The organism is Acinetobacter sp. ANC 5414, from assembly GCF_013004295.1.
Lineage (GTDB): Bacteria > Pseudomonadota > Gammaproteobacteria > Pseudomonadales > Moraxellaceae > Acinetobacter.
On the sequence record NZ_JABERM010000014.1, the window covers coordinates 43558 to 67524 of the forward strand.

Annotated in this window: 22 protein-coding genes and 1 tRNA gene; 14 read left to right on the plus strand and 9 right to left on the minus strand. The window is 41.1% G+C overall.

All coding sequences use genetic code 11. The features are described from left to right. Position 1 precedes the first annotated feature (1 nt). The 3 genes from modA to HLH18_RS09635 are packed head-to-tail and all read left to right on the plus strand — an operon-like array spanning position 2 to position 2127. Positions 2–766 carry a molybdate ABC transporter substrate-binding protein gene (gene modA / locus HLH18_RS09625; protein WP_171546652.1) on the plus strand — a complete coding sequence of 255 codons (765 nt, stop codon included), beginning with the start codon at positions 2–4 and terminating at the stop codon, positions 764–766. 16 nt (positions 767–782) lie between these two features. Then, positions 783–1466, plus strand: a complete 684-nt coding sequence (modB, locus tag HLH18_RS09630) for a molybdate ABC transporter permease subunit (RefSeq protein WP_171546653.1) — start codon at positions 783–785, stop codon at positions 1464–1466. 1 nt (position 1467) lies between these two features. After that, the gene (locus tag HLH18_RS09635) at positions 1468–2127 is read left to right on the plus strand and encodes an ATP-binding cassette domain-containing protein (RefSeq protein ID WP_171546654.1); all 660 of its coding nucleotides are present in this window, start codon (positions 1468–1470) and stop codon (positions 2125–2127) included. 63 nt (positions 2128–2190) lie between these two features. Here HLH18_RS09635 and HLH18_RS09640 read toward each other — a convergent pair whose 3' ends face one another. The 3 genes from HLH18_RS09640 to cysS form a co-directional block, all read right to left on the minus strand. Continuing rightward, positions 2191–2577, minus strand: coding sequence for a carboxymuconolactone decarboxylase family protein (locus HLH18_RS09640; RefSeq protein WP_171546655.1), 387 nt, complete (start codon positions 2575–2577; stop codon positions 2191–2193). Between the two features lie 382 nt (positions 2578–2959). Further along, a tRNA-Gly gene (locus HLH18_RS09645) sits at positions 2960–3035 on the minus strand. A gap of 63 nt (positions 3036–3098) precedes the next feature. Continuing rightward, positions 3099–4520 carry a cysteine--tRNA ligase gene (cysS, locus tag HLH18_RS09650; protein ID WP_171546656.1) on the minus strand — a complete coding sequence of 474 codons (1422 nt, stop codon included), beginning with the start codon at positions 4518–4520 and terminating at the stop codon, positions 3099–3101. Positions 4521–4734: 214 nt separating this feature from the next. On the opposite strand from cysS, the gene HLH18_RS09655 reads away from it, so the two are divergent. From HLH18_RS09655 to HLH18_RS09705, 11 genes are all read left to right on the plus strand, one after another. Continuing rightward, on the plus strand, positions 4735–5712 hold the full coding sequence (locus HLH18_RS09655; RefSeq protein WP_171546657.1) for a KpsF/GutQ family sugar-phosphate isomerase: 978 nt from the start codon (positions 4735–4737) through the stop codon (positions 5710–5712). A 3-nt stretch (positions 5713–5715) separates the two neighbouring features. After that, the gene (locus HLH18_RS09660; protein WP_171546658.1) at positions 5716–6255 is read left to right on the plus strand and encodes a KdsC family phosphatase; all 540 of its coding nucleotides are present in this window, start codon (positions 5716–5718) and stop codon (positions 6253–6255) included. Between the two features lie 41 nt (positions 6256–6296). Further along, positions 6297–6845 carry an LPS export ABC transporter periplasmic protein LptC gene (gene lptC / locus HLH18_RS09665; RefSeq protein WP_171546659.1) on the plus strand — a complete coding sequence of 183 codons (549 nt, stop codon included), beginning with the start codon at positions 6297–6299 and terminating at the stop codon, positions 6843–6845. After that, positions 6829–7395 carry a lipopolysaccharide transport periplasmic protein LptA gene (lptA, locus tag HLH18_RS09670; RefSeq protein WP_171546660.1) on the plus strand — a complete coding sequence of 189 codons (567 nt, stop codon included), beginning with the start codon at positions 6829–6831 and terminating at the stop codon, positions 7393–7395. The genes lptC and lptA overlap by 17 nt, the downstream gene beginning before the upstream one ends. Then, entirely contained in the window at positions 7395–8141 is a 747-nt protein-coding gene (gene lptB / locus HLH18_RS09675) for an LPS export ABC transporter ATP-binding protein (RefSeq protein ID WP_171546661.1), read from the plus strand. Before lptA ends, lptB begins: the two co-directional genes overlap by 1 nt. A 161-nt stretch (positions 8142–8302) precedes the next feature. Further along, positions 8303–9850 (plus strand): TolC family protein, encoded by a 1548-nt coding sequence (locus tag HLH18_RS09680; protein WP_502708122.1) that lies wholly within the window; start codon positions 8303–8305, stop codon positions 9848–9850. Beyond that, entirely contained in the window at positions 9847–11985 is a 2139-nt protein-coding gene (locus tag HLH18_RS09685; RefSeq protein ID WP_171546663.1) for a type I secretion system permease/ATPase, read from the plus strand. Before HLH18_RS09680 ends, HLH18_RS09685 begins: the two co-directional genes overlap by 4 nt. Further along, complete coding sequence (locus tag HLH18_RS09690) at positions 11982–13172, plus strand: beta-barrel domain-containing protein (RefSeq protein ID WP_171546664.1); 1191 nt, start codon at positions 11982–11984, stop codon at positions 13170–13172. The genes HLH18_RS09685 and HLH18_RS09690 overlap by 4 nt, the downstream gene beginning before the upstream one ends. A 113-nt stretch (positions 13173–13285) precedes the next feature. Continuing rightward, positions 13286–13885 (plus strand): IMPACT family protein, encoded by a 600-nt coding sequence (locus HLH18_RS09695; RefSeq protein ID WP_171546665.1) that lies wholly within the window; start codon positions 13286–13288, stop codon positions 13883–13885. Beyond that, positions 13878–14495, plus strand: a complete 618-nt coding sequence (locus HLH18_RS09700; protein WP_171546666.1) for a DapH/DapD/GlmU-related protein — start codon at positions 13878–13880, stop codon at positions 14493–14495. Before HLH18_RS09695 ends, HLH18_RS09700 begins: the two co-directional genes overlap by 8 nt. 138 nt (positions 14496–14633) lie before the next feature. Then, on the plus strand, positions 14634–15476 hold the full coding sequence (locus HLH18_RS09705; protein WP_171546667.1) for a universal stress protein: 843 nt from the start codon (positions 14634–14636) through the stop codon (positions 15474–15476). A gap of 143 nt (positions 15477–15619) precedes the next feature. Here HLH18_RS09705 and HLH18_RS09710 read toward each other — a convergent pair whose 3' ends face one another. The 6 genes from HLH18_RS09710 to HLH18_RS09735 form a co-directional block, all read right to left on the minus strand. Continuing rightward, a complete protein-coding gene (locus tag HLH18_RS09710; RefSeq protein WP_171546668.1) occupies positions 15620–16285 on the minus strand; it encodes an O-methyltransferase in 666 nt (221 codons plus the stop codon). A 132-nt stretch (positions 16286–16417) separates the two neighbouring features. Further along, complete coding sequence (locus HLH18_RS09715; protein WP_214647312.1) at positions 16418–17134, minus strand: D-Ala-D-Ala carboxypeptidase family metallohydrolase; 717 nt, start codon at positions 17132–17134, stop codon at positions 16418–16420. A gap of 142 nt (positions 17135–17276) precedes the next feature. Then, the gene (gene fdxA, locus HLH18_RS09720; protein WP_067724492.1) at positions 17277–17600 is read right to left on the minus strand and encodes a ferredoxin FdxA; all 324 of its coding nucleotides are present in this window, start codon (positions 17598–17600) and stop codon (positions 17277–17279) included. A gap of 205 nt (positions 17601–17805) precedes the next feature. After that, a complete protein-coding gene (gene mutS / locus HLH18_RS09725) occupies positions 17806–20457 on the minus strand; it encodes a DNA mismatch repair protein MutS (protein ID WP_171546669.1) in 2652 nt (883 codons plus the stop codon). Positions 20458–20878: 421 nt separating this feature from the next. After that, entirely contained in the window at positions 20879–22891 is a 2013-nt protein-coding gene (locus HLH18_RS09730; RefSeq protein ID WP_171546670.1) for an esterase/lipase family protein, read from the minus strand. A gap of 123 nt (positions 22892–23014) precedes the next feature. After that, the gene (locus tag HLH18_RS09735) at positions 23015–23929 is read right to left on the minus strand and encodes an ABUW_2363 family tetratricopeptide repeat lipoprotein (RefSeq protein WP_214647313.1); all 915 of its coding nucleotides are present in this window, start codon (positions 23927–23929) and stop codon (positions 23015–23017) included. Between the last annotated feature and the right edge of the window lie 38 nt (positions 23930–23967).

The window sequence follows — 23967 nt, forward strand, 5'->3', positions numbered from 1 at the left end:
CATGAAAAAATTCCTGTTTTTCTTAGTATGTCTAGCGGCTCCATTTTCAGTTGCACAGGCTGAAACAGTCAAAATTTATGCTGCTGCCAGTTTGACCAATGCCATCACTGATCTTGAAAAAATCTATGAAAAGCAGTATCCCAACACCAATCTCGTGCCGGTCTATGGGGCTTCATCAGCGCTTGCGAAACAGCTGGAAGCAGGAGCCAGCAGCGACATCTTTTTTTCGGCAGATCTGGACTGGATGAATTACCTGATTAAAAAGAACCTTATTCATCAAAACAGCGCCAAGCCCTTATTGTTTAATCAGTTGGTGGTAATTAGCCCGAAAAACCTAAACATTCCTTTTAAAGCCCAATCCGGTTTTAATTTTGAGCAATCTTTTAAAGGACATCTCTGTACTGGGCAAATGGAATCCGTTCCTGCGGGTAAATATGCCAAACAGAGTTTGATTAAACTGAATCGGCTGGATCAACTCAAAGGTCGCATTGTCGGGACAGATGATGTGCGTTCAGCTTTGGCATTTGTCGAACGTGGTGAATGTGAAGTGGGAATTGTCTATAAAACTGATGCACTCATCAGCCAGAAAGTAAAAATTATGGGAACCTTCCCGGCAGATTCGCATCATCCGATTATTTATCCGATTGCCTTGACCAAACAGGGCGAAAAAAATGCGGACGCCATTCAATTTGAAAAATTTATAAAAACCAGTCCGCAGGCAAAAAGCATCTTTCAAAAATACGGATTTCGCATGAGTCAATCATAGGGGGGATCGCTAAGCCATGTTCAGTCCCGAAGAACTGAGTGCCTTATATCTTTCGGCAAAAGTGGCCTTATGGGCAACGCTTATCTGTTTACCGTTTGCAGTGGCCTTGGCCTGGACTTTGGCACGCCATGAATTCAGGCTGAAATTTTTGGTCGAAGCGTGTTTGCAATTGCCGATGGTACTGCCGCCCGTGGTTTTGGGTTATTTGCTTTTGGTCCTGTTTGGTAATAAAGGCTGGATTGGGCAATATCTGAATACAATTGGGATTGAACTGGCATTTAACTGGAAAGGGGCGGTACTGGCTTCGATGATTGTAGCTTTTCCATTGATGGTGCAGCCGATTCGTCTCTCTTTTCAGTTAATGAATCAACAGCTTGAGCAGATCGCTGGTTCACTGGGCGCTACGCCGTGGAAAGTGTTTTTGAGTATCAATTTACCTTTGGCGATTCCTGGAATTGTGATTGGCAGTATTTTATGTTTTAGCCGAAGTCTGGGAGAGTTTGGTGCCACCATTACTTTTGTAGGGAATATTCCCCATGAAACCCGCACCATTCCTATCGCTATTTATTCATTCTTGCAACAACCCGATGGTGAAGAATTTGCCATGCGGTTGGTGGTTTTATCTTTGTGTCTGGCATTTTCAGCCCTGATTGCGAACTATTTTATTTTGCAGCAATATCAACGGAAATTGGGAGGCTGATATGTTGAAATGTGATTTTCAATATCAGCATGCTGATTTCCAGTTGAATATTGAACTGGAAATGCAGCAACAGCTGTTAGGCGTTGTCGGTGTTTCGGGTTGTGGTAAAAGCACCTTGCTAAAAAATATTGTGGGTTTGCTCAAGCCACAGCAGGGTTGTATCCAGTTGAATGAACAGGTATTCATTGATACTCAGCAAAACATTCATGTGCCCATGCATCAACGTAAAATCGCTCTCATTTTCCAGAATGCTTTATTGTTTCCTCATATGAATGTGCAGCAAAATTTATGCTATGCAAAAAAATTAGTAGCCCAACCGGAACGAAAATTCCAGTTTGAAGAAGTGGTGGAATTACTGGAATTAAGCCCTTTAATTCAGCGTAAAGCACATCAGCTTTCGGGTGGAGAAGCACAGCGGGTTTCGATTGGACGTGCTTTATTGTCTTCACCAAACTTGTTGTTATTGGATGAACCTTTAACGGGGCTGGATACACATTTAAAGCAGCAAATTTTACCCTTTTTTAAGCGGATGAAAGATGAGCTGGATTTGCCAATGATTTACGTGACTCATCATTTCGAAGAATTAGAATATCTGGAAGCGGATACCTTGCAGTTAAATCAGGGGCAATTGCAGACGATGTCTAAGCTTGAAACAAGTTAAACCACTAATATGAAAATAGCCTAAGCGTTAAGCATAAGCTATTTCAATAAACATCAAATGATATTATTCTGCTTTTTGATATTCATTAATCACTTCAAGTGCTGCGCGAAATGCTTCCTGTGTTGCAGGTGCACCGCAATATGGCAAGCTGTGTAATAGCACTTCCTGAATTTCTTCTACCGTCGCCCCGTTATTCAGTGCACCACGAACATGTCCCTTAAGTTCGGTTGGGCTTTTTTGAGCCGTTAAAAAAGCAATGGTGATCAGTGAACGATATTTACGTGGAAGAACACCTTCACGTTGCCAGGTTGAACCCCAGGCATGTTCATTAATCCAGTCCTGTAATGGTTGAGTAAAGGGTACAGTATTATCTTGTCCACGTTTTACAAAAGATTCACCCATCACTTCGGTACGAACTTTTAAACCATTTTCAAAATCTTGTTGTGACATATTTTTTACTCTTTCAACGTCTATAAAAAAGAAGTGATCAAAGTTTATGTCTGAATGACTTCAATGCGTATTGGTTTATGGTCGTAGTTCGATTGTAATTGCAGTGACTTCGTTACGACTCATACTTCGATGAATAATTGAATGTTTATAATAAAATTTATAATTTTTGGAAATGCGTATTAATAAAATATTGATTTTAATGAAAATAATTTAAAAAATGAAATCTAAATTTTGATTTGTGATTTTATGTGGTCAAGATTTGATAGTGTTTTGTTCAGATCAGTGATTTGAGATAAAAAGTAGAAATCAAGGATCGAGGTTAAAATTATAAAATAGTGATATAAAAAAAGCCCTGATCATTGATCAGGGCTTTTTCGTATTCTGGAGCGGGAAAGGAGACTCGAACTCCCGACCCCAACCTTGGCAAGGTTATGCTCTACCAACTGAGCTATTCCCGCAATGGTTGTGAATTATAGAGAATTTAATGAAACTGTCAACTCTCTATAGTTACAAGTGATCAATTAATCAGCACGACGCCAAATGGTGCCTTGGCGTGTATCTTCCAAAACTACACCTTGATCGAGTAAAGACTGACGAATTTCATCGGCCTTGGCAAATTCTTTGGCTTTTTTCGCATCTTTACGTTGTTGAATCAAATCTTCAATTTGTTCTGCTGTTAAGCCTAAAGCTTCCTGACCAATATCAGACTTTAAGAACTCATCTACATTGTGTTGAACTAATCCAAGAATATTGGTGAGGTGACGTAAAGTTGAATAGTAAACCGTTGCCTGTTCCTGGTTTTCATCTTTGACTGCGCGGTTGAGTTCTTTATTGATTTCGAACAATACTGCAATCGCTTCGGATGTATTAAAGTCATCACGCATTGCGGCATTAAAACGTTCAACTAAAGTTTCATCTAAAGTTTCAACCGTTTTTTCATCATAAACTGCTTGATAAGCTTTAAATGAATGGTAGAAGCGAGAAAGGGTATTTTTCGCTTCTTTCAACGCTGTATCGGAGAAGTTGACTGGACTGCGGTAGTGCGAAGAGACAATAAAGTAACGGATCACTTCAGGATGAAATTTATCCATCACATCACGAATAGTAAAGAAGTTGCCTAAAGATTTAGACATCTTTTCTCCATCGACATTAATAAAGCCGACGTGCATCCAGTAATTTACATATTGTTCATCAGTCGAAGCTTCACTTTGTGCAATTTCGTTTTCATGATGCGGGAACATCAAGTCGGAACCGCCACCATGAATATCAAAGTGGTTGCCTAGGCAGCAAGTCGACATCGCTGAACATTCAATATGCCAACCCGGACGACCATTGCCCCAAGGTGAAGCCCATGACGGTTCATTTTCTTTGGCATGTTTCCAAAGTACAAAGTCAAACGGATGTTTCTTTTCAACTTCAACATCGACGCGTTCTGATGCTCCAGCTTGCATATCTTCCAGTTTACGGCCAGACAAACGACCGTATTTGGCAAATTTTTCAACCTGGAAATACACATCACCATTGCTAGAAGGATAAGCCGTGCCTTTATTGACCAAATTACCGATCATGTTTTGCATCTGGTCAATATAGTCAGTTGCACGCGGTGCTTCATCAGGAGCTAGGCAACCCAAATTTTTAGCATCATCGTTCATGGCTTGAATGAAACGATCGGTCAATGCGGTAATGCTTTCGCCATTTTCATTGGCACGCTTGATGATTTTGTCGTCAATGTCAGTAATGTTACGAACGTATTTTACCTTCCAGCCTTGACTGCGCAAGAAGCGGATAATGTAGTCAAATGCAACCATGACCCGAGCATGCCCAATATGACAGTAATCATAAACTGTCATACCGCAAACATACATATCGATATGTCCCTCGACACGCGGAACAAATTCAACTTTTTTACGTTGCTCTGAGTTGTATAGAACAAATGGCTGCATAAGTCTTCAAAATGCTAAATAAAAAGATGCTTCATCTTAACCTAAGCACTATTTTTCATAAAGTTTTATGCGCTTTTTTTATAAGCTTGTGAAAAGTTGTACATTTAGAAACGTGACATTTGCATAGATATGATAAAATTGCGAAAATTATTTTTGCTTGATTAGAGTCAACGCTTTATAGCGTTAAGGTAAACCCACTTTGAACCCACCAAATATGCCAAACCAAATAGACTTCCAAAAAGTTGCATTAGAAACCTTGCGTATCGAAGAACAAGCGCTAGAAATATTGGCGACGCAAATCGATGAACGTTTTAGCCATGCATGTGAAACCATTCTGAAGTGTCGAGGGCGATTAGTCATTACCGGAATGGGGAAGTCAGGTCATATTGGTCGTAAAATGGCGGCAACCTTTGCTTCAACCGGCACACCATCTTTCTTTATGCATCCGGGTGAAGCGGGACATGGCGATTTAGGTATGCTGGTACCGGGTGATGTCCTGATTGCGATTTCAAACTCGGGCAAGAGTGATGAAATTATGATGCTGATGCCCTTGATCAAGCGCTTGGAAATACCATTAATTACCATTAGTGGTGATGACAAAGGACCGATGCCACAAAATGCAGACGTGGCTTTAACCTTGGGTAATATTCAGGAAGCTTGTCCGCTTGGCTTGGCACCGACTTCAAGTACTACGGCAACTTTGGCATTGGGCGATGCATTGGCTGTCGCTTTACTGGATGCACGTGGCTTTACTGCGGATGATTTTGCCATGTCACATCCAGCAGGTGCTTTGGGTAAACGTCTATTACTGCATGTCAAACACTTGATGCATACAGGTACAGAATTACCAAAAGTATCTCCAGATACACCAATGAATCAGGTTTTATACGAAATTTCAAACAAACGCCTAGGTTTAACCACAATTGTGGATCAAAATGATGTTCTGCTCGGTATTTTTACCGATGGAGATTTGCGTCGTTTAATTGATAAGCAACAAGGTTTTGATGTGAATTTGGTGGTATCGGAAGTGATGACCAAGAATCCTTTAACCATTTCACAAGAAGCTCGTGCGGTTGAAGCTTTAGAATGCATGAACGAAAAGAAAATCAATCAATTTGTTGTGGTAAACGATGTAAATAAAGTCATTGGTGTCATTAGCATGCATGACCTGACTCAAGCTGGGGTAAATTAATAAATGGCATCTTATATTTTATTGGAACAGGCACGTCATATTGAAGCTTTGGTTCTGGATGTCGATGGTATTTTAAGTGATGGTTTTGTGACATTGACCAATACAGGCGATGAAATTAAATCATTTGATATTCGTGATGGTTTAGGCATGAAACTTGTACAGCAAGCCGGTGTCAAAGTCATTATCATTACTGGACGTACAAGCAATATTGTTGAAAAGCGTATGTCTGCCTTGGGTGTAGACCTGGTTTTTCAAGGTCGTGAAGATAAGGGTACCGCATTACGCGAAGCCTGTGCACAATTGAATGTTGCACCAGAAGACTGTTTATATATGGGCGACGATTGGCCAGATCTTTCTGCATTTGCCATTGCCGGTATGAAAATCACTGTGCCGAATGGTCATGTGGAAGTGCGACGTCGTGCAGATCTGGTCACTCAGGCAATGGGTGGTCGTGGGGCGGTACGCGAAATCTGCGACATGATTTTGATGGCTAAAGGGGCTTACGAAACGCTTCTTGAAAAATATACCGCTGTCCCACATTAATAGTTAAATAATTCATTGAATTTGAGTTAAGTACCACACTTATGGATACAAAAGTTTTATACGTAACTGCTATAGCAATTGCAGCTATAAGTGGTGGTTACTACTATTACAGCGGTAAGGGCAAGAAACTTGAGGTTGATTCCGCAAGGAGTATGACCTATTCGGCTGAAAAAATTAATCTTACCCAAACCGATGATGACGGTAATTTGTATGTTCGTGCTCAGGTCGATCGTCTTGAACAGGACATGCAAAAACAAACCTCAAAACTCACCAATCTAAATGCTTCCCTGTATAAAAATGGCGTAGTCGACGCCACTTTCTATGCCAAAGTCGCAAATGGTTATGATGATAATGAGCGCATTGTTTTGTCTGGAGACGTGTTGGCGACCAAGTTAATGCAACAGGGCAAAATGCAGTTTCGAACCCAAGAGTTAACGGGATATCCTAAAACTCGTGAAATTGAAACCAATAAACAGGTCATTGTGCAATCTCCGCAAGCTGAATTTGTAAGCCAAGGTTTGAAAGCCAATTTAAATGACGGTCAATACGAATTTTTTAATATTCGAGGAAAATATGAACCAAAATCTTAAGCTTACATTGTCTAAATCCTTGCTTCAGCAAGCAGCTTTAGTCGGTTTGGTTGTATTATCATCGGCAACGACATTTGCAATTCCTTCAGACAGAAATCTGCCCATTTCCCTGGTGGCCGACCGTGCAACCTATAATGAAAAAACAGGGGTGACGACCTATATGGGGAATGTCATCATCGAGCAAGGCACCATGAAATTGCAAGCCAATGCGATTGTGGCCAATCTGAATAGCCAAAAAGAAATCAGCACGATTACCGCGACAGGTGGTCCTGCGCGTTTTCAGCAAAAAGTTGATGTCAATAAAGGTTTAGCGAAAGGACAGGCACAGAAGATTGTTTATAATGCGCAAACGGGCATTATTACTTTGTCCGGCAGCGCACTGTTAGAGCAAGATGGTGCAAGTATTCGTGGTAATACTTTGAAATATAGTATGAATAAGGGTGATATTGAGGCTACAGGTACGCCAAATAGCACAGGTTCATCTTCAGGCCGTGTTCAAATTGTTATTCCACCTTCTAGCTCAAAATCGTTCCCGGGAGCACGTGATTAATGGATCAGTCGCTAAATCAACCACAAACGCTTTGTATTAAACATCTGGCAAAAAACTATAGTAAACGATGGGTGGTTAAGGACGTTTCTTTCCAGATGCAAAGTGGTCAGATTGTCGGCTTGCTTGGACCAAATGGTGCAGGTAAAACCACAAGTTTCTACATGGTGGTTGGTTTAGTACGAATGGATAAAGGCGAGATTCATTTGGATGATCTGGATTTATCTGATTTGGCCATGCATGAACGTGCTCGCAAAGGGATTGGTTATTTACCTCAAGAGGCGTCTATTTTTAGAAAACTGACTATTTCTGAAAATATTATGGCGATTCTTGAAACGCGTAAGGACTTAAACAAACAGCAACGCCAACAGCGTTTAAATGAATTGCTGGCTGATTTTAAAATCACCCATATTAAAGATTCGTTGGGGATGAGTGTTTCGGGTGGTGAACGTCGTCGTGCAGAAATTGCCCGTGCTTTAGCTGCTGATCCCAAGTTCATGCTGCTGGATGAACCTTTCGCGGGGGTCGATCCTATTTCTGTAGCGGACATCAAGGATATTATCCGTGAACTTAAAGACCGCGGAATTGGTGTACTGATTACCGATCATAACGTACGTGATACATTGGCGATTTGTGAGCGCGCTTATATTGTCAGTGAAGGAGCCGTGATTGCAGAAGGAACGCCGCAAGAAGTGCTTGAAAATGAAACGGTGCGTGAAGTGTATTTAGGTGAAGATTTTACGGTTTAAAAGTTTAAAAAATAATCAAAATAAAAGATGATTTTGTTATAAATAAATGACAAGATCATCTTTGTATGTAATAAGTATTAAAAATAAGAATTACATTACAAAAATAGACGTATTCTTTACGACATACGTTAAATATTCATAAAATAAAAATTATCATTCAAATGATGCTAAAGAATCAAAACAACAATATAGGTTTGTGTCAAAAGTTATTGCTGAGAAGCATGCAGGGTTTGATATGCAGTCTATCTCTATCAATAAGCTATGCCCATGCAGACAGTTCAAAAGAGTTCATACAGTCGCTCAAGTCTGAGATGAGTCAAATTTTTGTTCCGAAATCAGATGAAAACTACAATAAGGCAGATATTGACGCCCTAAGTAACTTTCAATTGGATACCTCTAAAGTTCAGGAGTTCGTTCTCATACCAGGTTCGGATCGCACACGGCCTTTTTATAAAAATCAACCAATGTATCAACCTGTTAGCCAGTTAAGTTTCAATGAAACCATCCTTCGGGCATTACAGCGCAGTCCAGAGGTTTCACAGCGTATTTCAGTTTTGGCTGGACAGGATGCTTATATTGCTGTTGCCAAATCTGGCTACTATCCACAAGTTTCAGGGGGGATATCCACTGGAGACTTGAGCTCCGGTGAACGTGGACGCCAACTCATTGGTCTGAATGCCACGCAAATGCTATACGATTTTGGCAAGGTTAAAAGTGGGGTTGATATTCAACAGGCAAAGCTTGTAGCTGAACAGGCTGAGGTTTTAGTCAGTATAGATAGTGTGGCTTATGACACTGCCAATGCCATTGTGAATATTAAGCGCTATCAGGAAATGACCCAAATTGCACAGCAGCAGATTAGCGGCATTTTACGCATTGCTGAAATTACCAATTTAAGAGCAAAGGCGGGTATTAGTACCCAGGCTGATCCCGTTCAGGCGCGTGCAAATTTAGAAGCTGCACAGGCCAATTTAGTGGTGCAACAAACTCAGCTGAAAAAATTTCAACAGAAATTACGTACCTTATTGGGTGCGGATGTGACAGGTCTGGGTTGGTCCATTCCAGAACGTGTAGTGAGAGATTCCGATTTATACCGTTATCCAGAATTTAATAAAATTCCGAGCATGATTTCTGCACAGGCGGAGGTGGACGTTGCCAAATTTCAAAAGCAACAATTAAAATTAAGTAACTATCCCGTCCTGAGTGTTAAAGGTTCACTCAGTCAGGCTGTGAATGGCCGTAATCCCAATAATAATGAAGATGATGGTTTATATGATTCCATCATGTTGGAAGCCTCCAGTAATTTGTATCAGGGCGGGGCAATAAAGTCTCAAACACGTGCTGCCAGTTATGCAGAAGAGGCCGCAAAGGCAAAAGTGAATTTAGTCTATCTGGATGTGCTAGATGAAGTCCGACTATTACGTGAAGAAATTGAAAATAAGCAACGCCTGATGAGTATTCTTGTTGCGCGTAAGGAAACCACCATTCGTACCCGAGAGCTTTATCAAGAACAATATAAACTGGGTACGCGATCAGCGGTTGACTTACTCAATGCAGAACAGTCTATTCACAGTGCAGCGCAGGAAATCGAAAATGCACGTTACGATATTTATGATGCAATTGTGCGATACATTGCTGTGACCGGACGTTCGCGTGATCTCTATGATCTTAATAATATTCCAATTCAGGGGTTTGAGATTCAGCCATGAATAATAAAAATAATTACCAGCCGTGGCTTCAAGCGGTACTCACGATTGCCAAACACTACCGTATAGAACCCTCTGAAGAGCGTATCCGTTTACAACTGGACTGGAATCCCAACCAGAGTGTTGATGACATCATGGTATTGATTACTCGTCAGGTTGGTATGAGTTGGCGTAAATCTGCATTCACTACAGATTTAATCAATCCGTGGCGCCTGCCTGTGGTGGTGGAATTTCATGATGGTCAGGTCGGTGTGGTTGAAAAGGTCGATGCTGAAGGGAATGCCAATATCCAGCTGAGTGGCGATCAAGGGCTTGCACAGACATTAACGCTAAATGTGCTGCAGTCCAATATTCGGCATGTTTATATTCTTCGACCCGAAAAATCCGTGCCAGATGCACGGGTAGATGAATACATCAAACCTTATGAAAGCAGCTGGTTCTGGTCGATTGTATTACGTGACTGGAAACGTTATATCGATGTGATGTTTGGCTCCATGATTGCCAATATTCTGGCCTTGGCGACGGTTGTTTTTTCCATGAACGTTTATGACCGGGTCATTCCGGCACAATCGATACCCACTTTATGGGTACTTGCCGGTGGTGTACTGATTGCTGCCATTTTTGAATTTAGTATACGTGTCGCACGAATTTATCTGTCGGATATTATTGGTAAGCGTGCGGATCTAAGAATTTCTGACCGGGTTTTTGGCCATGCTTTAAGAATTAAAAACAGTGAACGATCGAAATCTACAGGGACATTTATTTCACAGATTCGTGAGCTTGAAGGTATGCGTGAACTGGTGACATCCACCACCATTTCCGCCATTGCCGATTTACCTTTCTTTCTGCTTTTTTTGGGAATTTTCTGGCTGATAGGGGGCAACCTGTTCTGGGTGATGCTGCTGGTTGTGCCTTTAATGATTTTGCCGGGAATTCTGGCCCAAAAACCTTTGGCAAAACTCGCCAGTGAAGGCATGCGCGAAGGTGCAATTCGTAACGCCATGCTGGTTGAAGCAGTACAAGGTATTGAGGATATTAAGCTATTGCGTGCGGAAGCAAGATTCCAGAATCAATGGAATCACATGAATGAGTCATCTGCGGATGTTTCAATGCGTCAACGTAAAATCGTGGGAGTTATGAATGCCTGGACCCAGAAAATTCAGGGTCTGACCTTTGCGATTGTGGTGCTGGTGGGCTGCTTTGCCGTGATGAAAGGAGACATGACCACCGGGGCTTTGGTAGCGTGTTCGATGTTGTCTTCACGTATGCTTGCTCCAATTGCACAAATTACCGGTGTGCTGGGGCGCTGGCAGCAAGCCAAAGTGGCTAAAAATGGACTGGATGAATTAATGAAAAAACCGGTGGATCAACCAGATCATGCCCATTTGATTCATCGTCCGGCACTAAATGGTCATTATGAATTAACTGGCGTTACCTTTAAGTATGGCGAAGATGATCCAAAACCAAGTCTGATGATTCCAAAGCTTGAAATCAGACCGGGTGAAAAAATTGCGATTCTTGGACGTAATGGGGCAGGTAAATCGACACTACTACAATTATTGTCCGGCATGCAAACTCCTGTTCAGGGCAAAATTAAACTGGATGGTGTTGAGCTTGGCTTGATTGATCCCTCAGATGTGCGCCGTGATATGGGGTTGCTGAATCAGAATGCGCATTTATTCTTTGGAAGCGTGCGGGAAAATCTGACCCTGGGTGCGCCTTTAGCCAGCGATGAACAGATTTTAAATGCCTTGAAAATTACTGGAGCACTCCATTTTGTTCAGGAAAAAAAGGAAGGCTTGGATCATATGATTCTTGAAGGGGGTGTTGGTTTTTCTGGTGGGCAGAAACAGGCGCTTTTATTGGCACGATTACTCATTCGTCAGCCAAACATTTTATTGCTGGATGAACCGACAGCATCGATTGATGATGTGTCAGAAAAACAGCTAATTGATCATCTGAAATTATGGCTCGGTCAACGCACCATGATTGTTGCAACGCATCGTCGTGCAGTACTTGAACTGGTGGACAGAATTATTGTGGTGAATGATGGCAAGATTGTGATGGATGGACCGCGTGATCAGATTTTAAATCAAAATCAGCCACAGCAACGTCAGGTTGCAGGAGCTAATTCATGAGCGCTAAATCCCAGAATCTAAAAAGTACCATTAAAGTTACTGAGCTTGAACCACCTTTACCCAAAGCCAGTTTGTTCATCTGGATGATTTGTTTGGGTTTACTCACCTTATTGCTTTGGGCATGGTTTTTTAAACTTGAAGAAGTTTCTACCGGGACGGGTAAAGTGGTACCTTCCTCAAAAGAGCAAACCATTCAGTCACTTGAAGGCGGTATTTTAACCAAGTTAAATGTTCGAGAAGGAGAGATTGTCAAACAGGGCCAGATTCTGGCTCAACTCGATCCCACCCGACTGGAATCTAATGTTGGCGAATCAGCATCATTACTGATGTCTTCACGTGCCGCTTCAGCACGTTTAAGAGCTGAAGTGAACGGAACACCGATTTCTTTTCCAAAGGAAGTTTTAAAAGACAGAAAACTGGTGCAGGAAGAAACTGCACTTTATCATTCGCGCCGTGCCAATCTGGATGAATCGTTGGCGGGTTTGCGTCAGGCTTTAAGTTTGATTGAGCAGGAACTGAGCATGACCGAACCGCTTGTGGCTAAGGGCGCTGCAAGTGAAGTTGAAGTTTTACGTCTAAAACGTGAAGCCAATAATCTTCGTAATCAAATGAATGATATTCGCAATCAGTATGATGTAAAGTCACGTGAAGAATTATCTAAAGCCAATACAGATGTAGAAACACAGCAACAAGTGGTGAGAGGAAAGTCAGATACTTTAAGCCGTACGGTTTTCAAGGCACCCATGCGAGGAATCGTCAAGGAAATTGATGTGATGACCATGGGTGGCGTCATTCCTCAAAATGGCAAGCTCATGACCATCGTTCCTTTAGATGAACAGCTATTGATTGAAGCTCGAATTTTACCGCGCGATATTGCATTTATTCATCCCGGTCAGGAAGCTTTGGTTAAAATCACAGCTTATGACTATTCTATTTATGGTGGATTACAAGGCAAGGTCACGATTATTTCGCCAGATACCATACGTGATGAAGTCAAACAGGATCAGTTCTATTACCGCGTTTATATTCGAACCAATACCGATAAATTAACCAATAAAGCCGGTAAGCAATTCAGTATTACTCCCGGTATGGTCGCAACGGTTGATATTAAAACTGGACAAAAATCAGTACTGGATTACCTAATTAAACCATTTAATAAAGCTCAAGAAGCATTACGTGAACGCTAATTAAAAATTGAAAAGCTTAATTTAAAAGCCTTCTTTTATAGGAGGCTTTTTATTGTCTGCAGATGCTTTAAAACACGTTATAATTTTACAGTGATTTTTTTATTGTTAGATTTATGCCATTTACGATTGCCTCACAAGTTAGTTTCGAAGAAGACATCAAAAAAAGTCGCTTTCAAGCCGTTGCTGTGCCTGTCGAAAATGAACAGGCGGTCAAGGATTTCTTGGAGACGCATAAAGATATCACCACCACACATCAATGTTGGGCATGGAAAATTGGGCACAATGTGCGCTTTAATGATGATGGCGAACCATCAGGTACTGCGGGAAGACCGATTCTAGCTACTATTGAAGGCAATGATTTGACCAATATTCTGGTTTTGGTGAATCGCTGGTATGGTGGCATTAAACTGGGCACTGGCGGTCTAGTTCGCGCTTATGGGGGCTGTGCAGGACAATGTTTATTGCTGGCTGAAAAAATTGAACTGATTGAAAAGAAAAAAGTCAGTTTTTCCTGTCAGTTTAATGAGTGGTCGATTTTTCAATACGAACTCAATCAACAGCAGGTCGAATTTAAAGAAGACTATACCGCGACGGGGGTAGAGGTCGAAGCCTTGCTACAAATTCACCAAATTGAACCCTTGTCCTTGAAAATTCAGGATGTGACGCGCGGTCGTGAACAACTCAAAATTGTAGAAGAGCCACAGGATGACTGAACAAGATCCGCTGTTAAAATATCGTGAACAGCATAAGCACCGTTTGAATTATATGCCGTGGTTATATTGGTCATTAAAGCCAAAAAATCGGGCTTGGGCTGAAGCATGGCAAAAAGAATATCAGGCCTATTTAATGCAAATGGAAACGGTCGAGATTGGTGAAAACTGTTTTATTTCACCCCTGGCACATATTTTTGCCGAGCCGGGCCGGAAAATTGTGATTGGCGATAATACCTTTATTGCGGCAGATTGTACTTTGCATGGGCCTTTGGAAATAGGTAATGAAGTTGCCATTAACCATCATTGTATTCTTGATGGTGGGCGTATGGGTATCAAGCTGCATGATCAGGTTCGTATTGCTGCCTATTGTCATTTGTATGCCTTTGACCATGGTATGCAACTGGAACAGCCGATTTACCAGCAAGCGGTACGTTCCAAGGGAATCGAGATTGGTCAGGATGTCTGGTTGGGTGCACATGTGGGGGTGAAGGATGGCATAAGCATTGGATCGCATGCTGTGGTTGGCATGAATAGTATGGTCACAAAAGATGTAGAAAAATCGGCTATTGTTGCGGGTAATCCTGCCAGATTTATTCGTTATCGCGAATAAAAAATTCAATAAAATTAATATGAATTGCCGAGTAAGTTTAATTACATAAAAGCATGCACAGTCTGTAAGAGATATGCTAAGTTAAAAATAACAAATAGACTTAAAGCCTTTTATGGCGAAAAGCGAGGCTAAAATAAAATGAAACGTGTAATCGCTTGTATTGATTCTTCTCCATGCGTGAATGCAGTTGCTGAAGCTGCCGCATGGATTGCAAAGCAGACCCAACGTGAATTGGTGTTATTACAGGTTTTAGATTATTATCCGGCCAGTTATCACTTGGGGGAAATAAGTGGTGTGATTGGTTTTGAAAGTAATGCAATGTTACTGAAAGAACTAGCTGAGCTTGAACAAAAACAAAGCGAATTGGCACTAAATTATAGTAATAATTTACTTAATCATATTACCGAAATGATTCAGCAAAAGTACGGTTTAACTGCCTCGCATCTTCAGGAAAAAGGCGATTTTTTAGAGCAAAGTTTTAATGTGCTTAGAGATGACGACATTGCTATTATTGGTCGAGTCGGGGAACGCTCTGCAGAGCGGAATAAACCGATCGGCAGTAATGTTGAAAACTTTATTCGTGGGGTAAATTGTACCGTAATGACAGTGGGTGAAAAATTCCAGCCACCAACACAATTTATTTTTGCCTATGAATATTCGCCTACCTGCGTCAATTTGATGAAACGAATTGCACAAAGTGATTTGTTAAAACTGCTACAGTGTCATGTGCTCTATGTCGGCGATCATCCAGAAATATTGAATGAACCTGCACAATATTTACGTGATGCTGGGCTTGATGTGGTGATGGAATATCGTTATGGCGATGTTGCTGAAAATATACTTGAATATCAGATTGAACATGAGATACAACTGATTGTACTCGGTGCATTTAGTCACAGTAAAATTCACCAGTTCTTTTTGGGAAGTGTGGCAACCACTATTTTCCGAAATTCAACTGTACCGTTGTTGGTGGTAAAATAAGCAAAAGCATTGCTTATAAGTGGTGATTAAATATTAGCCATAGTTATCCGCATAACTTGTGGATAACTATATGGACAGTCTGTGTAAATTATTAATAAATAAATAAAAAAACAATGCGATTGTTTTTTGATCTTTGTGTCAAGTTATTTCACTATGGCTAAAGCAAAGCCATCATGGCCCTTACTGCCTACAGTTTGCAATGCTGTACAGGACAAGATTCGAGGATGATTTTGTAAAGCGACAAACATCTCCCGGATACCTTCAATACTGGGTTTGTGATTGTCCGGATTGATGATATCACCCGCACGAATGACATTATCGAGCACAATAATGCTTCCCGAATGAGACAAGTCCAAGCTTAATTCTAAATATTCCGGGTAACTCTGTTTATCGGCATCAATAAAGATAAAATCGAAAGGTTCAAAGTCGGCAGGCAAGGCTTTTAATACATCAGCTGCACGTCCCACTTTCAGGTCAATCGTTTGTGGAAGTTTGGCATTGTCGATATTTTCCTGAGCCAATGCTGCGTGCGTATCTCGACCTTCAATCGTTAAGATATAACCATCTTCAGGGAGCGCACGAGCCAGCCACATGGTGCTGTAGGCTGCAAAAGTACCCAGTTCCAGTACACGCTTACACTTGTTCATCTGAATGAGCATTTGCAGCAGCATGCCTTGATTGGGCGCTACTGCAAGGTGATCTGGAAAGCCTTTTTCTTCAGTGTTTTTTAAAGTCTGTAGAAGAATCGGGTCTTCTGGAATTAAATGTGAATCGATGTAAGCATCAATCTCTGTCCACATTTGTTGCATAGTTTCATCACCTTTGTTGCGTTGCAAGCATTTTAAACTTTTCCAATCAGAGTGCAATTTATCGTTTAGATTTATTGAAAATAGGCAATAAAAAAGAGATCCTGAAGATCTCTTTTTTATCCGAATTTGCTTTTAGTAATTACACATCGATGAATGACGTGATAGATCAGGTCCCCAAGTACGATAGCCTTGGGTATCAATATGGATTTGTCCTGAAGCATATAGACCAAGACCCATATTCAGGCTTTGACCATGTTGCGCCCAGAATTCGCATAATTTAAATTTGGTATTTTCGATAAAGGCATAGTCTTCAGCATGAGGGTATGCAGGTCCAACACGAAAATCGATAGCAGAGTTAAACAAATGACGTGATGAATTTGCACCGCCAGCACACTGGTTCAGTGGTAAATCACGGTAAACCGAAGTGACTTCAAAGTCGGTAAGCACTTTGGCTGCAACCAGATATTTAAATACGCGCAAAGTCGAAATTTGATTGTGCCACAACTCACGGTTTGGAATCATGTATTGCGAACGGGAACATTTTTGCCAATCACGTGCGGTACGCATCAATTCAAAACTTGGAATGATGTTGCCGACACCATTTTGTTCAAGAAACACTTCATATTCACGCACGCGTCGTAAGTTATCGCTTGTAGCAACCCAAGCATTGTAAGCGTAGGGAACCGTTTTAGGCGGAACAGGGCGTTCAATGATGATGCGTTCTTGGGGAATGAAGATCCGTTTTCCGTCGGGAGTCGTATGTCCTTGTTTCTGAGGAGACGTAGTACATCCAATCATGACAAGTGGGATTAAACCGAACCCGATTAATCCCTTGAGAAAATGCTTCATTATAGAAATCAAATATTTATAAATACATTCGCTATTTTAATATAATTTGAAGGATAAAATTTGGAAATATTGCAATCAAATGTTTTTTTAAGTATAAAAAAAGATCAGCAGGTGCTGATCTTTTTTGAAGTGAAAAACAGTTTTATTTTTCCAGGTATTGTAGCTTGTCAGGTTTACCATTCCATTCTTCACGATCGGCAGGTTGATCACCAATCTGGGTGATGTTCGGCCATTTTTGTGAAAGTTCGGTATTCAGTTCAATAAAGACTTCTTGACCTTCCGGTAACTCATCTTCAGAGAAAATAGCATTCGCAGGGCATTCAGGTTCGCATAGTGCGCAGTCAATACATTCATCAGGGTTGATGACGAGGAAGTTTGGACCTTCGTAGAAACAATCCACTGGACAAACTTCTACGCAGTCTTGGTATTTACATTTAATACAATTTTCAGTGACAACAAAGGTCATGGCGACAGCTACCTAAAAAATATGGTTCTAATTACTCTTGCTATATTCTAGGCAAAAATGCAGGTAACTAACAATTGCTTTTATTGATATTTGTTATATATAAGGCTGTTAATTTTGATAAAAAATGAATATAGCGTTAAATATGGCATCTAAATGAAAAAGACTCCTATTTAGGAGTCTTTGACTTATTCATGATGGTTTCAAATTAAGCTTCTAGGGCATCTTTCAAAGCATAAATTTGTTGTAGTGCTTCACGGGGTGAAAGACTATCGACATCTAAAGCTCTTAATAGATTCAGCGCAGGCACATCTTTCTCAACCTCAACAATACGTTCAATCACTTCAATCGACGATTCATTCGCCACACTAAATAAGTCATTTTGTACCGCTTTATTCAGTTGCTGATGTTGCTGCTTTTCCAAAATCTTTAAACGATTTTGTGCTTCTTTAATCACGCTGGCAGGAATACCGGCTAATTTTGCCACTTGCAGACCATGACTTTGGCTTGCAGGGCCATGCTGAACTTTGTGTAATAGAATTAAATTGCCATTTAATTCCTTGGCGGTGACATGGTAGTTATCGATGCCTGATTCTTTACCGAGTTCAGTAAGTTCAAAATAATGGGTCGCAAATAAGCACAGACATCTAATGCGCTTGCTTAAGTCAATTACACAAGCCCAAGCCAAAGATAAGCCATCATAGGTACTGGTACCACGTCCGACTTCATCCATCAGTACCAGAGACTGGTTGGTGGCATGATGCAGAATCTGTGAGGTTTCTGTCATCTCAACCATAAAGGTCGATTTACCGGTAGATAAATCATCCGCGGAGCCAATACGGGTAAACACTCGATCAATGGGGCCTAACACTGCGGATTTGGCAGGGACATAGCAGCCACAATAGGCCAAGAGGGTGATCAGTGCAGTTTGACGCATAAAAGTGGATTTACCACCCATATTCGGCCCCGTGACAATCGCCATACGATGGTTAAAATCTAAAGTCGTATCATTTGGGGTAAAGGCAGTTTTGCTCAATGCTTCAACCACAGGGTGGCGACCGGCTATAATTTTCACCCCGATTTCAGGGCTAAATTCCGGACGTGACCAGTTGCGTAAACGTGCCTGATGGGAAAAGTTGGCCAGCATGTCAATTTGTGCAATCGCGCTGCTCATCATTTGTAAATTGCCGATGTCTTGGCGTAATTCATCCAAGAGCATTTCAAACAGCATTTTTTCACGCGCCAGCGCACGTGATTCACTGGATAACACTTTATCTTCAAAAGACTTGAGTTCTGGCGTGATATAGCGCTCTGCATTTTTTAAAGTCTGGCGACGGATATAATGATCCGGTGCCTGATCAGCCTGAGCGCGAGTCAGTTCAATATAGTAGCCACTAACCCGGTTATAACCAATTTTAAGTGTTGGAACCCCAGTATTTTCACGCTCTTGGATTTCCAAATCAATCAGGAACTGGCCGGCATGATCACGAATTTTACGCAGTTCATCCAGTTCACTGTCAAAACCTTCTGCAATGACATTACCATCACGAAGTAATACCGGAGGATGTTCAACAATGGCCGACATCAGGCGTTGGTATAGCCCCTTGAAATCACCCAACTCATGATCTAATTGCTGAATTAAAGTAGATTGCTTGGCTTGAGTCATCGGCTGAATAGCATGGCGTAATAAAGGAATTTGCGCACAGGCTTGACGCAGTTGCACCAAATCACGTGGACGTGCACTGCCTAAAGCAATACGGCTCAGCACACGTTCAATATCACTAATATCTTTCAGTACCAAGCGAATCGGTGATTCATGATAGCCATTGAGCATCGCTGCCGTTGCATCCAGGCGAGCATCGAGTAATTTGGTATCACGTAGCGGCTGCATTAAGGTGCGGCTGAGTAAACGCCCGCCCATTGCCGTTTGACAATCATTGATCAGTTGAAACAATGATGTCCCATGATCAAACAATGGCTCGACTAACTCTAAATTGCGACGCGTGACTGGATCTAAAGCAATAAAGTCACTGCTTTGTTCCAGTTGAATGGAACGGATATGCGGTAAAGCTGTTTTTTGGGTCTCTTTGGCATAATGAATCAGTGCGGCTGCAGAGGCTTTTGCCAGTGGCAAATGATCAATACCAAAACCTGACAGTGTCGATACGGCCAACTGATCACATAAGGTTTTTTGAGCATTATTGACGTTGAAATCGACATTCGGACGCTTGGTGACAGGGCACTCGAGTTGCTTTTTGATTTGTTCAATAATATTGGGATCAACAATATCTTCATCCACCAGAATCTCGCTTGGCATTAAGCGGGAAAGCTCTATCGCCAGTTGCTCGTGTTGAAAGTCTTGTTGTTGAACCTTGAAAATGCCTGCACTTAAATCTAACAACGCAATACCAATTTGATTTTGTTGAATGCAAAGCGCGACTAAATTGGAAGATTGATGACTGTTAAGCAGCGCATCATCCGTCAGTGTACCGGGTGTAATGATTCGTACCACACCGCGTTCCATAGGTGCCTTACCGCGAGTGCCTGCGCTCTCGCCTTCACCTAGCTGTTCACAAATGACAACGGTTTCGCCTTTCTTTACCAAACGCGCCAAATAACCTTCAGCTGCATGGTAAGGTACGCCTGCCATTGGGATCGGTTCGCCATTGGCTTTGCCACGATGGGTTAAAGTAATCCCCAGTAATTTTGCAGCTTTATGCGCATCATCAAAAAACAACTCATAAAAGTCACCCATACGGTAAAACATGAGTGAGTGAGGGTGCTGCATTTTTACAGTTAAATATTGCTGCATCATTGGCGTTAAAGTGGAAAGATCAGCCATGATTTCCGGGTAACTCATTGAGGTAAAATCCTTAAATATTTGAATAAATCTAGATCGCTAAAAACTTGGCTGTCTCACCAATTTCAATTTTTTGCATGAAGATAAGTTTATTTACCAGTAAGACATTCAGGTCTTATATTTTTTAATTTTCTGGCAAGTCGTGTCGATCAAAAAACTTCACTTCATTCGAGTGGCTTATCTTATCAAATTTGCATGAGCAGAGAAAAATGCTTTGCAATAATTACGTAAAAATTAGGGAAGCAGTTTTTTATTTTTCTATGAGGATATTCAGCGTTCATGAATATAGCTGTAATAAAGGTCAATAAGCTAGATTTGAACTATTTTAATGATGCTTGGAAATAGCCTAAGAAAATATCTTCACACTAAATTGAACAGCCGATCATGCTTCATCCACATGATCGGCTGAAACGGATCAATCTTAAGGTTTATGTAAACCTAACTGGGTCAAATGGAGACGTAATATTCGACGTAATTCTAAAACGGCTTCGGGGGTTTCCTGAATAGAATGTCCACCTTTGATGATCTTTTCAGAAACAGCTCCCTTTAAGTGGGCGCTCTTATAAGGGACGACATCATCGGTAATGATATTCAGATCATCACTGTTGGTGATATTGCCCATAATGGAATGGAAGGCGAGACCTTTACGTGGGGTAATGTCTTTGGTGAGTTCCATAAATTTTGACTGATGACTTAAGTCGCTGGGACCATTTTGAATCAGACCATGATCAATCTGGGTTATTAGATCTTTGACGTCCAAATCCTGGTTTTGTATGCTGTCACCGATTGCAGAAAGGAATGCGACAGGTAAGCGAATGATTTTACGTGCCGCTTTAGTAAACCAGCGATCTGCATAATCGGTTCCTTTATGCGGTGATGCGAGAAATATCGCACGATTAAAATTAGGAATATCTTTAATTCCCAAGCGCTGAGAAACGATCGGTAATTTTTGATATTTATTTAATTGGCGATTGTTCATCATAGCCAACGCTTTTTTGGTCACATCAGCATCGCTGACCAAAAGACGGGCAATAATGCCTCCCATACTATGTCCAATCAAAACGGCATCTTTTTTGGCGGGTGCTTTGGCATCCACCTGTGCAAAAGCTTGGGTGAGCAGGGCATAGATTTGAAAGCGACTTTCAATAATCGGCATATTGGTTGAATAGAACACTTGCCAGACCTGGAAGTTCTCCCGCAGTACCGTGTCACCCATAATGTCATTGGTCAGTCGTATCCAGGCTTCAGGACTGCTGGCGAGACCATGCACCAATACAATGACTTTTTTATTCGGGTTATAAGGTTCGAGCATGTATAAATGCGGCATGGTGAGATGATCGTCACGATCAATCAGGGTCAAATAGGCCGCTTTACCCAGATTATTTTGTGCCAGCCATAAACCATAGGGCGTAGAGAAGTTAGCAGCAAGCGGATAGGTTTTGCCTGCCAGCTCCACTTTTTCATATTTGTAGGGATCAAAAGCTTTTAATTCAAACTCTGCCTTATTTAAAATGTCCTCAAGATTGCTCGCGGATTTCGGCTGCGCGGTAAGGGTGGCTGCCAAATAACGCGCTTGATGAATATTCGGATTGATGCCATTTTTGTAGCTAAAATTGATTGGATCGATAATGTATTTATTTTTACTTTCACCGATATCATCCTTCTTAACTTGCGGTAAAACGACAACAAATTCTGAACCAAAACCATCACGGCGGTTAATCGAACGTAACCCCGAAAAATTCAGGTTATAACTTGAAAGCAACTGCTCAATTTTCTGTTCTTTAAGTTGCGGGTAATGATCAAAATTAATACTGTAGATGCTTTTGCCGACTTTAATCTGGTGTTCAACTTCCGTGGGTTTGTAACGTAGCGCATACGCGGAAACCAATTTGGCCAGGGCCAAGTTATAAAAGTCACGAATCTGGACTTGTCTGTTATCAAAAATACGGTCTTGAGGTCCGCGTTTGGTTTTAAACATGTAGGCATAACTGTATCGAATACTTTTATCCAGCATATAAAGTTGTTGATCCAAACATTTATCATAAGTCACTTGCTGGAGCTGTTGTTTTTCTTCTGACTTGGTACTGGTTAATATGCCAATCTTGCAATCACTTGAGTTTTCAAAGCTTAAGGCTTTGGCTAAGTAGACTTCACTTGCTGTAGATAATAATTGTTCATCTTGAATTTGGGGAATTTGTTGCAGTTCCTGGACACATTTTTCAGGTTCATCAGAGCAGATTTTTGCTTCACGACCTGTCATTGAAAGCACATTTAAACTGGCTTCACTCAATTTGTTGCGGGTGAGTATACTTTCTCGCTCATTGGCAATGGTGACGTTGATGGCTTGATTTTTAACACTTACAATTTGACATCCTGCCAGCAGATAACTACTGAATAGCGCGGCAAATAAAACTTTGTATATCTGTTTTGACATAATAATAGTCTGCAGTCAGTATTTATTTGAATTTTCTTCATCATACGATAATTTTTCTAGTTTTCAATTTATACACAAAAAATAGACCGTACTGGACGGCCTATTTCAATCAAAACTTAAAAATTAAGGAGCTTTAGGTGGGTTAAGCATTTGCCATACATTCCAGCGACCATGCTTTTCAATTTCAGCAATTAAACGGTCAGCCACTTCAGCTTCTTGCGGATATTTGACTTTGTAATTTTTCAAAGTTTGAATCGCATTTTTCTTTTGTTCCATGGCAATGTAATTATTTGCCGCAGACAGATAAGCTTCCTGTACACCCGCTTTCATTGCTTTATCTAAATAAGGAATCGCTTCACGCTGACCACCCCCTTCAGATAAACCAAAACCAAACCAGAAGTTTGCTTCAGCATCTTCTTTGTTAATTTTTAAAATGCGCTGCGCATAGGTTAAAGATTTGGTGGTATAAACTGAACCCAAGTCCAGGTTACGCGCCATTACACTGGCTTTAAATGCACGAATCAGAACATCAAAAGACGCATTATCTCTAGAGGCTAAAGTATCGAGCTGTTGAGTCAATTCTTTTAGTTTGGCTTCAAAACCCTTACGTTCCTGACGTTCAGTAAAACGAGGTGGGTAGTGACGTGCTTTACCTTCAACCAATTGTAAAAAGTCATCAATTTCAGTGATATCAATTTCATTTTCACCTGCAAGCACGGCAAATTTCAAATTACGTGTATTGCTGTTCACCGTTGGAATAATGAGCTTATTGACATCTAGAGTCACTTTCTTGGAAGGATTGCTTTGCAGATTCACTTCCATTTTAGTAACAGGCTGTGCTGCAGCTTGTTTTAATGCAATTTCAAATGGAGGTGGAGCATCATAGTTAAATGGATTCAGCGCATAGAACGGTGGAGTCAAATCGGGTTCAGTGAAAATAATTGGAGTAGTCGGATTTTTATCTTCTTTCGGTGCCATGCTACACGCAGAAAGTAAAGAAACCGCTATTAATATACATGCCAAAGGCTTAAGGGTCATATGGATCATCCATTCATTTAATTTTAAAATTAATTAGG

Bases quoted from the DNA above. Each gene is read 5' to 3' on its own strand.
- modA (WP_171546652.1), top strand. From the start codon at position 2: ATGAAAAAATTCCTGTTTTTCTTAGTATGTCTAGCGGCTCCATTTTCA.
- modB (WP_171546653.1), top strand. From the start codon at position 783: ATGTTCAGTCCCGAAGAACTGAGTGCCTTATATCTTTCGGCAAAAGTG.
- HLH18_RS09635 (WP_171546654.1), top strand. From the start codon at position 1,468: ATGTTGAAATGTGATTTTCAATATCAGCATGCTGATTTCCAGTTGAAT.
- HLH18_RS09640 (WP_171546655.1), bottom strand. From the start codon at position 2,577: ATGTCACAACAAGATTTTGAAAATGGTTTAAAAGTTCGTACCGAAGTG.
- cysS (WP_171546656.1), bottom strand. From the start codon at position 4,520: ATGCAGCCATTTGTTCTATACAACTCAGAGCAACGTAAAAAAGTTGAA.
- HLH18_RS09655 (WP_171546657.1), top strand. From the start codon at position 4,735: ATGCCAAACCAAATAGACTTCCAAAAAGTTGCATTAGAAACCTTGCGT.
- HLH18_RS09660 (WP_171546658.1), top strand. From the start codon at position 5,716: ATGGCATCTTATATTTTATTGGAACAGGCACGTCATATTGAAGCTTTG.
- lptC (WP_171546659.1), top strand. From the start codon at position 6,297: ATGGATACAAAAGTTTTATACGTAACTGCTATAGCAATTGCAGCTATA.
- lptA (WP_171546660.1), top strand. From the start codon at position 6,829: ATGAACCAAAATCTTAAGCTTACATTGTCTAAATCCTTGCTTCAGCAA.
- lptB (WP_171546661.1), top strand. From the start codon at position 7,395: ATGGATCAGTCGCTAAATCAACCACAAACGCTTTGTATTAAACATCTG.
- HLH18_RS09680 (WP_502708122.1), top strand. From the start codon at position 8,303: ATGATGCTAAAGAATCAAAACAACAATATAGGTTTGTGTCAAAAGTTA.
- HLH18_RS09685 (WP_171546663.1), top strand. From the start codon at position 9,847: ATGAATAATAAAAATAATTACCAGCCGTGGCTTCAAGCGGTACTCACG.
- HLH18_RS09690 (WP_171546664.1), top strand. From the start codon at position 11,982: ATGAGCGCTAAATCCCAGAATCTAAAAAGTACCATTAAAGTTACTGAG.
- HLH18_RS09695 (WP_171546665.1), top strand. From the start codon at position 13,286: ATGCCATTTACGATTGCCTCACAAGTTAGTTTCGAAGAAGACATCAAA.
- HLH18_RS09700 (WP_171546666.1), top strand. From the start codon at position 13,878: ATGACTGAACAAGATCCGCTGTTAAAATATCGTGAACAGCATAAGCAC.
- HLH18_RS09705 (WP_171546667.1), top strand. From the start codon at position 14,634: ATGAAACGTGTAATCGCTTGTATTGATTCTTCTCCATGCGTGAATGCA.
- HLH18_RS09710 (WP_171546668.1), bottom strand. From the start codon at position 16,285: ATGCAACAAATGTGGACAGAGATTGATGCTTACATCGATTCACATTTA.
- HLH18_RS09715 (WP_214647312.1), bottom strand. From the start codon at position 17,134: ATGAAGCATTTTCTCAAGGGATTAATCGGGTTCGGTTTAATCCCACTT.
- fdxA (WP_067724492.1), bottom strand. From the start codon at position 17,600: ATGACCTTTGTTGTCACTGAAAATTGTATTAAATGTAAATACCAAGAC.
- mutS (WP_171546669.1), bottom strand. From the start codon at position 20,457: ATGAGTTACCCGGAAATCATGGCTGATCTTTCCACTTTAACGCCAATG.
- HLH18_RS09730 (WP_171546670.1), bottom strand. From the start codon at position 22,891: ATGTCAAAACAGATATACAAAGTTTTATTTGCCGCGCTATTCAGTAGT.
- HLH18_RS09735 (WP_214647313.1), bottom strand. From the start codon at position 23,929: ATGACCCTTAAGCCTTTGGCATGTATATTAATAGCGGTTTCTTTACTT.